Origin of the sequence: Bacillus sp. NPDC060175 (assembly GCF_042728695.1) — a bacterium.
Lineage (GTDB): Bacteria > Bacillota > Bacilli > Bacillales > Bacillaceae_G > Bacillus_A.
The window spans coordinates 1-8566 of record NZ_JBHWYR010000125.1; the positions used below are offsets into that span (position 1 = coordinate 1).

Consider the following 8566-nt stretch of genomic DNA (forward strand, 5'->3'; position numbering starts at 1 on the left):
AAAATCAACTAAATTTATTATTTTTTTATTTAAATATAGATTTTCTAATTGAATTATATATATTACTGTAATACAGCTACTAACTTAACAAAGCAATAGATACACCAAATGGCGATTAGTTCTGTTCAAGAAATTGGACCTGTTGTATATTCTGGCAAGAAAGAGGAAGGGGGGATTGCTGATAAAATGGAAAGTGGCTCAGGATACATCAGAAAGTGAAGAAATGTTAAATGGACTAATTTTGTACAGTGGAACCGGTAAACCAAGCAATGGTTATTAAGTTTGGGTTTGAAACAAAGATGTACCGTTTATTAAAAAGATGAATCGGAATTATCTACACTTTGTTTTTTCTTATTGCACTAACGTGAAAGTCTAACTAGCTATCAAAGCTATATGTTAACATTCAGCTGAAGAATCTTTAAATTTAGGGAGATTTAAAGATGAAAATAATAAATAAAATTTTAAGCGATTTTGCTAAAGTTAATGCGGGACTACATGTGAGTAATTATTATGAGCTTCCTCTTTTATCAGAAAATAAGCAGGAAGGTATATATGAACTTGTAAAAATGGCTACACAGGCTACTAATAATGAAACAATAGAACTCATACAGTTGAAAGAATGTCAAAAAGATTTCCTTGTTTGTCAATACCCTGATGGGGAAGCAGCTTGGTTTGGAACAATACCACATGGATATGATTTAAATGGATTGACATCGAAGGAATATATAATAGAACAGTTATTGAATGCATTCGAACAAGAGCTAGACGAAGTTTATTAGGTAAAATTAGAAACAGGAAATTATTAAGCATGCTGTTATGAAGAATATATCTTTAAAATGAATAGGGGTATTTATTTTTTTAGTATGTAAGTACACGATTAAAGGCATAAAATATTTTACATACATAAAAACAAGACTTCTACATAGGTTTTAAACAAACATTTACATAAAAAATATATCTTAATCTGTTGTAGAGGAATCCATTTTGATTAATCCTTTTTGTAACAAGAAGCATAAGGTGGCCGTTTCGGTCAACTTATGCTTTCTTTAGCTTGCGGCAAACTTATGCTTCTAATAGGCCTAGTCACAGGGTAGCTGCTCTAGTCCGTCAGATTATTTACATTTTATACAAATAATCTTAATTGTGGTAATTATCTAAAAACATTGTGGTTCTATCTGGATGAAACTATACTAGTAGTAAACCGCACAAATCAGAGGGAGAGCCAATGAAATTGATGTCTGAATTTATTGCATCCATGGGATGGGAAAATGAGCGATACAAGGACTAAATTGATGCTGGATTTGCAAAGAATTGAGAAGGATGAGTATCAGTTACGCGAAGGTGAGCAGCATCAAGATTTCTTACCTTTGTTACTTCAATATATTGGCGATCCTCAGCCAAAATTACGGGATAACCTGATTTATCCGATGTTTTATATGTGGATTAAGGAAGAGAATAGGTTCAGTGAAGAGGAGTTACGAAGCCTCTTAACTGTTCTGACTGATGAGAACCATTTGTTCTATAGTATTGGCAGCGAGGATGATCAGTCAGTTTTTACAAGGACGTTCTCTGCCTTACCTATCGCTTTGATTGTGCAACGCCACAGACAGAATCCATTTTTCAATCAAGCGGAAATTGAGCAATTAATGCATGCGATGCTCCGTTATTATAAAGAGGAGAAGGATCTGCGAGGTTACCTTTCAGTAGGAGGCTGGGCTCACAGCGCGGCTCACGGTGCGGATGTTTTTGTCGAGCTGGTTCAGTGCGAGGAGAGCAGCGTCGCAATGCTGCGTGAGGTTCTTGTCGCTATTTCTGGCATGCTTCATAATGGTAGACACATTTTTAGCGATGAGGATGATGAGCGGTTGGTAAACATCGTGGATACGATGATTGACAAAGAGTTACTTCCACATCAAGAAATCGCTGATTGGATTAGCGGCTTAGCGCAATGCTATAATTTTCCGAGAAGTCGCAGTCAAATGATTGCTCGCGTGAACAGCAAGAATTTTGTACGCAGTCTCTATTTCAGAAGGGGACAAGATAGCCGAGGGAATGAGCTTAACACTGTCATGCTTGGTACTGAAGAAAAAATTGAACAGGTTTTCTATCAGTTAAAGGATTAGAGGGGCTGTCCCAAAAGCCATGGAAAATTGGCTGAGGGATTGTCCCTTTTTATGTCAAGAAAAACAACAAGAAACCATCCTTTTGTTACAGGGGGTACCCCACCAGAGTAAGTTAGTAATTAATTCCGTTTTATGTAAATAATCTTACGGACTAGAGCAGCTACCCTGTGACTAGGTCTAATATGTATACAACAAAAAAACAACTAGCCCCTCGTAAAGAGGTACTAGTTGACGTGAAATTCATTATCAGAAATTCTCCTCATCAACAATCCCCGGCTTATCAACATTCTGTGAAACATCCTCTTCACCTACGTATGCAGTTTCTTATTCATCCCATTATATCAGTGGTTAAAAGCAATCATTGTCTTTATTTCCTTTACTCCATATTTATAAAATTCCGCATAAACTAACGGTCAACTTATGGGTTAATAATTAACACACGGCCAACTTATAGGTAAAGTGGCACTTTTTCAAAATGGATTCTTTCTATGTGTTATAAAATAGGGGTTTTCAACTATTTTCAGTCAGATTTTAATTTAAGGCTACATTAAGATTCATAAAAAAAGAGGAAACCATTTTCAAAGTGGTTTCCTCCTTTTTTGCTTACATAGACTCGATTATCATTTGTCTTTCATACCATTTGGTTAATTTATCATTAACACTGTTTGAGATGCGTTTCATTTTCTTATTACAGAATCTCGATAGTGTAGCAGGGGATAAGCCTAACTCATCTGCTATTTCGCGCATTGTTCTATTTTGATGCATATGTTGCTGCATAATCTTCTCTCTAATTAGCTCCTCAGTACTTACTGTACTATGAGTTATCGTATTTGTAATCAAATTACTTTCTTGCTTATCCGGAGTATCAGTTACCTTTTTCTTTGCCAAACTCCCGATATTATCCATTAACTCTTTTGGTGGTAAAATGATGATTCCTAATTTTGAGTAATAATTTTTAAACCAGTTCCGTTCTCCAATTCTTGATTCATCAATTTCCTCAGCGTACTCCCAATGTGAAATAACTTTTTCTTTTTCTAAATCTATTAATACATTTTCTAATTGCTCACGAATACGGTGCGGGCGCCCCTTAGCTATATTAATCCCCATAACAGACAGTAATCCTTTTTCTCCACCAATTGAATATGGCCTTTTTAAATTACTGTACTGTTGTCGAATTCTCCACTGCCAAGATAAATAGCGAATTAGTCGCTTATGGAATTTGTGTCGATAACTATTATACTCCAATGCTTTTTTAGATAATAACGCTGTTGTGCTACTAGATCCGTATAAATACATTGACAAAAAGCTACCCGGCTTTATTCTACAAGATTCAATACCTACGTAATCATTGGTATTTTTATCTCTCCAAAGAACTACAGAATCTAAAACGAAAAGTCTTTTAATTATTTCACGCTTCATTTCAAATTGCTCACCAGTTTCTGCACGATCATTTAAAACTACGACCTCATTATCATCATTTAAATAAATAAAGATACTTGCCAAGGCAGCTATACGCTGTGCAATTTTTATTTTATCTTCTGCGCGATAATACTCAATACCGTTTGCTGATGCTTTTGGTATATTACACATATCTAGTACATTTTCATAGCTGAAATCAATAAAATCATCTTGAGATTTCGCTTGATTCAACCACTGTATTGTAATTGTATCTAAACAGTCTGCGGTAAGATCATCCATATTACTAATAACACCATCGACTAGTATTGACCATCTTTCTGCTTCATTAGTATTTACTAGCCTTAAATCTTCATCCTTGTGTGACGATAGCTGAGCAACTCCGCTTGTATTTTTAGTTTCTAATGGTAAAACAGATACTGCTCCTACTTCATCTTCTTCAAAGTGATTCTTGGCTATACCATCTCGTAGTTGATAATACACCGCATCATTACTTACAGGATAGTAATCCTCTTGTAGATCAATTGAATCCTCTTTTAATTTTTCATCGTTTGTATTAGATATTATAGACGTTTCAACTTCTTCAGACGTACCTCCAAATTCTTGCTCTATTATTTTATCGAGTACATTTCGAATCTCAATTTTATATTTATCTAGATTTGCGTATATATGCAATAATGAAATCCCTTGTTCTTGTTTCTGGCCTAACCAAGAAACAAGAGCTGAAAATGAAGGGGATATATTAGCTGAAGTTACTACTTTGTCATGATTTCCCTGTACTTCCTCATAATATCTATTCCACTTTTCCCATAGCTGCGTGTTCTTTTCATACATTGGTGCAGCAAGTAAAAGGGCATCGCTAAACAACACTAATACTTTCTCCATATTCAAAAACCTCCTTACTAAATTCCCACCAATTAGAAATATAAATTATAGAACTTGAGACGTTATAGCTATATGGTGGCAACATAGCATATAAGTTGAAACGTTATCAGAATAATCTATATCGAGAAATGATTTATCGAACAGTATTTGTCCTATCAAGTAAACATTCTTGTACTTGTATTATATAAGACTGTACTTATTTGTAAAATTACTACTTTACACTACAATCTCCATGCGGGAAACCCATTTGGTATTAAATAGTGTAAATCATACTTTTAAAGTGAAACGTAATTGTCCCTTTTCTTACAAATGAAATAAAACATTATAGCGTTATGATAACAATTACTTTCTTACCAAGAAACATCAATGATTTGCTGGTTTCATCTAAAAAATTATTTGTATCATTCTATACAATGATACAAATACCCTTACTTTTATGAAACGTCATAGCTACATTGTGGCAAGTACTCCTTAGAACTTGAAACGTTTTAGCTTTATGATGGCAAGTATATTCGAAACAAAAAATACCGATAAACTGTTGATTTCCACTTAACAAGCATTAACGTTATTTCTTACTTCGACAAAGATACCTCTACTTTTATGAAACCCTATAGCTACATTGTGGCAGGTACTATTGAAAACTTGAAACGCTTTAGCTTTATGATGGCAGGTACTATTGAAAACTTAAAATGCTTTAGCTTTATGATGGCAAGTATATCCTGAACAAGAAATACCAATGAATTTTTTAATTTCATTTAACAAGAATTAACGTTATTCCATATATCAGCACAAATACTTCTACTTTTATGAAACCCTATAGCTACATTGTGGCAGGTACTATTGAAAACTTAAAATGCTTTAGCTTTATGATGGCAAGTATATTCTGAACAAGAAATACCAATGAATTTTTGGATTTCATTTAACAAGAATTAACGTTATTCCATATATCGGCACGAATATCTTTACTTTTATGAAACATCATAGCTACATTGTGGCAGGTACTATTGAAAACTTGAAACGTTATAGCTATATGGTGGCAACAACTCTTTAAATATGAAACATAAACGCACTAAAATCTGTTCATATAAAAAAAAAATTTTTTATTTAAATTAATGCTAAACATTGATATAAAGCCATTCTTTAAAAAAACTAAAAAATCCCAATGAAATGCTATAGCTTTATGATGGCAACAACTTTTTTTAAAAAAAACCTATGAATCCATATGTAACAAGGGTTTAGGTACATTTCAAGCGCAATGAAACATTGATTTCAAACATGAAACGGCATAGCTTTATGATGGCAACAATCTAAAAAAAACATGAAACGTATATAGCTATATGATGGCAATACTCCCTTGACCTAAATTAACATGAAAACGTTATACCACAACATTTATGAATGAATTCTACACTTTATTTAGTCATTTCAAAACTTGAAACGTTATAGCTATATGGTGGCAACAACTTTTAACCCGAAGCACTAAAAAACCTATTATATCAAGGTTTAGGTGCTGTTTCATTAATTTCAGATACGTTTCATATTCAAAATACCTTATAGCTTTATGGTGGCCAAAAGATTTTTTTTGTGAAACGTTGAATCCCTTGTGCCTCTAAGGATGAGGCTGCGTTTCACATTTTTGATTTTCCTCTTAAAGAGACACATTTCACCAAGATTCGATTTGATATAATCAAAATTGAATTTTTATATCCTATTTAGGTGAAAACTGAAACTCATAATAAGAGGAGGTGAAAAAGATGGCTAAACCTTTCGTTATAAAGAACAAACGTAGTTTAAATGGTGAAACAACAACCCCAGTATTAGTAACAATTAAAGCATGGCAAAAATTAGTGGAAGCTTTAGAAGGCAAATACTATAGCTTTAAAGATACATATCTAGAAGATATCGTAAATTCAATGTCTTACGAGGAACGAATTGCAGATGAAGAAGGGTTTGTTGAAAAAGCCAAGCCATCTTTTTCACTTCAAATGAAAAATCTCTTCACTAAAGCAAATGGTAGAAAGCATAAGCTATATGGTATTACTAATGCAGATCTAGAAGTATTTCTATTTCTACATAAAAAATGTAATACCTATGGTGAACTTTCTCATGTTTCCATTCACATGCTTTGGGAGGACTACAAAAACTATAAAGAAGCATTTTCACATATTCATCATTCACAATTCTATGTTGCGTTGAAAAAGCTTAGCTTACACAACATCATTGAAATTGAGAATGAGTATAGTGGTAAATATAAAATTACATTAACTGATTTTATGAACAAGGAAACGAATAAAGCGAATCCTTACACGTTTATCAGCCCAATTGTATTTACAAAAGAGTTCTTCGATTTATCCATTGCTGCTAAAAAGCTATTTATTGATATCGCAATGCAGCAAAAACGAGAAACTACTTTGAAACGTTCACTATACAAATTTGATGAACAAGGACAACAGACTCATTTTGGCGGTATGTATCGCTTCTTACATAAGAAATACCCACATCAGATACGTTCTGTAATGGCTGAATTAACAACTAAATCAACTACTACTGGATCTTCTTTGTTTAAAATTTGCAAATTAGAAAAAGGGAAAAAGAATAAAAAGCAGTATACAACACTGCATTTATCTGTACACCCTGATTTCCTGTGTAATAAGGAAATAGGGGAAGAGTATCGCGATCCATTTACACCAAGACTTACATATAAACGTAAAGCTAAGTTCATTGAAGAATCATTAGTTGAAATGAATATTGCAGAATTTACAAAAGATATAAACCAATTTGTAAATGTCTTAAAACATTCCTGTCATCGTCAAATCCGCCAAGTGATTCGTGGATTACGTGAAATGATTGATAGACAAGAGGGTTTCCCTAAAAATCTTGTTTATACACTAAGCAAATTATTAAAGCAGTCTTCTCAATATCGCGTATTGGATACGGCTGCTAAAACAGGTATTTATTCTCTGATTACACATAATGTGCCGAGAGAGAAACAAGAAGATGCGGTATTTAAATTTGGTACTCACTTCGCTATATATTCATTACAAAATGTTAAGAAGTTATTCTGTAAAGCGCATGACCTTCTTCATTCTACATATGCGGTTCCTGTGACTGAAGAAGCATACCATCGTAATTATATGCAGTATCAAGAAGAAACTCTATTTAGGAAGTATGCTTTTGAGCAAGGAGTAAATGTTAACGCATATATTGCATTAGAAATTAAAATTCGTGAATTATTAAAATCTCATGGCCAGAAAGAACATCATATTCCAAGTGATATTCGCGAGCTGTTCATTGAAAAAATAGATAGATTGCCTAAGGAAAAAATCCGCGTAATTGAAGTTCCTAAAGACTTTAATTTAATCGATTTTCTTCATTCCTTAGAAGCTTATTACCGTAAAAATAGTGAAACACCATGCACGGTAGATCAGCTGCTTCCTGCAATGTAAAATTACATGCTCTCCTTTTTTGAAAAATCAAAGAAGGAGGGCTATTCGTGCTGAAATTAGAAATTATATTCGTACTATCCAAACATAAAAGAGAGAGATTCTTAAATTTGAGTTAGAATACCTCTCTTTTTTTATACACTTCTATACAAAATTCCTAAAATATAATCAGTAATTCACAATTTCACTTTACCTTTTTCTGAACATTCGTCCTATTAACGGCATTTAATCTACTAAAAATCGTAAATATATATATTAATTCAGTGGATATCTTAATAATATTGTCCAAATGTGTACAATAAAATAGCTCAAAGCTTTATATATAAACGTTTTATATATAAAGCTACTTAAAATCAGAATGTTTTTTGTTAATAATGTTGATTTACTGAATTATGTCTATAACTTACTTCTAAATGTTAATAAAATGTGGGTTATTTTATAGCGTATGTGGAAATCATGTTATTAATTTAAGCTAGACTACCATTAATCTTATATACACTTTTACGCATCAAAATGATGCTGATTATATGTAGGTTAAGTAATTCAACTTTATGATATTTTGTATATTTAGAGCGACGCAAAACGCAATAAATACATTTCCAATAAGTGTTTTTTTCGATTTTTTACGGTTCTATAACTTTGCAGACGCTGTTATTACTGAGTTTGTAAGCCATTTTTCATAAGTATAATAGTTTTATC

General features: G+C 32.8%; 2 protein-coding genes and 2 pseudogenes. 3 read left to right on the forward strand and 1 reads right to left on the reverse strand.

Features of this window, described 5'->3' with window-relative positions; genetic code table 11:
• Positions 1 to 440 precede the first annotated feature (440 nt).
• Positions 441 to 869: pseudogene (locus ACFWDE_RS28810) on the forward strand (hypothetical protein).
• A 399-nt stretch (positions 870 to 1268) separates the two neighbouring features.
• Positions 1269 to 2115, forward strand: a pseudogene (locus ACFWDE_RS28815) (DUF2785 domain-containing protein).
• A 611-nt stretch (positions 2116 to 2726) separates the two neighbouring features.
• On the opposite strand, the gene ACFWDE_RS28820 reads toward ACFWDE_RS28815, so the two are convergent.
• The gene (locus ACFWDE_RS28820) at positions 2727 to 4424 is read right to left on the reverse strand and encodes an XRE family transcriptional regulator (RefSeq protein WP_377896183.1); all 1698 of its coding nucleotides are present in this window, start codon (positions 4422 to 4424) and stop codon (positions 2727 to 2729) included.
• A 1754-nt stretch (positions 4425 to 6178) separates the two neighbouring features.
• Here ACFWDE_RS28820 and ACFWDE_RS28825 point away from each other — a divergent pair.
• Positions 6179 to 7870 (forward strand): hypothetical protein, encoded by a 1692-nt coding sequence (locus tag ACFWDE_RS28825; protein WP_377896184.1) that lies wholly within the window; start codon positions 6179 to 6181, stop codon positions 7868 to 7870.
• Positions 7871 to 8566: the final 696 nt, after the last annotated feature.